Genomic DNA, 1428 nt, shown 5'->3' on the forward strand with positions numbered 1-1428 from the left:
GTAGCCGACGTTCGAATACCGCCAACCGGCCCCCGGGGCGTAGCGCAGCCGCGTGGCCTCGATGCGTTCCAGCATGGCATCCACCGCCCATGGCGTTTCGCCTCGGGCAACGGCTGCGTGGTATTCGGTCAACTCGCCATAATCCGCCAACCCGGCCTCGTGTCTCAGCAGCTGCCGCAGCGTGAACGGCCCTTCGGGGACCGCATCATCCAGCCGCACCCAGCCGTCACGCACCAGTGACAGCGCCGCAGCCGATAGCACGGTCTTGGTAAAGCTCCACCAGGGAACGATCGCATCGTGCCCATCGTTGTGCACCTGCGAACCGTTCCATATGAGAGAGAAAGACATGGCGGGGTGTATGGGATGAGGCCATCGGCTTGGAGCGTCGCCGATCGGCGCCTGGCGGCAATATGCCAGATCTGCGGCCACGGCGTGCGCCGCTCACCCCTGAGATGAAAGCGTTTTGCGCATCAGCGCATTTTCAAGGGTCACACCCCGACGGACCGGAAACCGCCGCTCGACAACATGAAAGCCGGTGCGGGCGAAAAAGGGCTCTGCGGTCTTGCTCACGTTCGACGTCAGCTCGGCCAAGCCCAGACACCGGGCCTCTGCGTGGATATGCGCCATCAGCAGGGTAGCTATGCCCTTTCGCGGATGGCCGCCACCAGATCTTCTTCAACCAAAGTCCAGATTCCGCTGAACCCGGCCCTTGCCCTTGAACGGACCGCCCAAAGACGGGCATCCGCCCGGCATGTCTTTGCAATTTACAGGATGCGACCTGGCGCGCCAGTCCAGCTCAATGCACCACTTCGACGGTCGGAAATGCGTACTCCCGGCCCACCAGCGCGCGTGCGCCCAGGTATGCGTTTCGGAGCCGTTCAGAGAGCTCGTTCAAATCCACTGCACCGTCGGCGTCGCAAGGAATCGACACGCCTCGGCCGGGATTGAACAGTGACGCAAAAAGCAGTTGATTTGCGGACGTTTCGCTTTGGGATTTCATGTGCATTCCCCAGTAGGGAGCGGCAACCTGTCATTACCAGGGCCTGTGCCCACTGCCACGGGCCCCGTATGCCTTTGGTCGCTCAGTCAAGGCACAACCACATCTTCGGCTTGCGCCACAGCGGTAAAACGGTGCAAAGCGGCGGCAAAGTCGAGCTTCTTTGGGCTTTTGTGTAAGCGTCCCGGTTGGTCGGGCGCCGTGGCACATTCGGTACGGCGCAGGCGCTGCACAACAGCCCATCCAACGAGAAGCCCTGCCCCTGCAAACCGGCTCGCGTCGCTGGGGTGCGGGGTATTCCGTTCGTTAAACAAACGCACTACAAGGAAGGCTATGTCCGCAGGCGATTGGAAAGATTTGTACCAAGCCGCGCTGGCGGGGGATTTGCCGCGCGTGCGCTACCACATCAGCGAGGGCGTTGACCCCAACTA

At 62.0% G+C, this 1428-nt stretch carries 3 protein-coding genes; all 3 read right to left on the reverse strand.

Annotation, left to right across the window (positions count from 1 at the left end):
- The coding region (locus tag ABYB95_RS23445; RefSeq protein WP_372662768.1) for a serine hydrolase at positions 1-348 on the reverse strand (348 nt) is incomplete at its 3' end.
- A 93-nt stretch (positions 349-441) separates the two neighbouring features.
- On the reverse strand, positions 442-642 hold the full coding sequence (locus tag ABYB95_RS23450) for a GNAT family N-acetyltransferase (RefSeq protein ID WP_372662773.1): 201 nt from the start codon (positions 640-642) through the stop codon (positions 442-444).
- A 154-nt stretch (positions 643-796) separates the two neighbouring features.
- Positions 797-1000, reverse strand: a complete 204-nt coding sequence (locus ABYB95_RS23455) for a hypothetical protein (RefSeq protein WP_372662770.1) — start codon at positions 998-1000, stop codon at positions 797-799.
- Positions 1001-1428: the final 428 nt, after the last annotated feature.

This window comes from Hydrogenophaga sp. (assembly GCF_041633695.1).
GTDB lineage: Bacteria > Pseudomonadota > Gammaproteobacteria > Burkholderiales > Burkholderiaceae_C > Hydrogenophaga.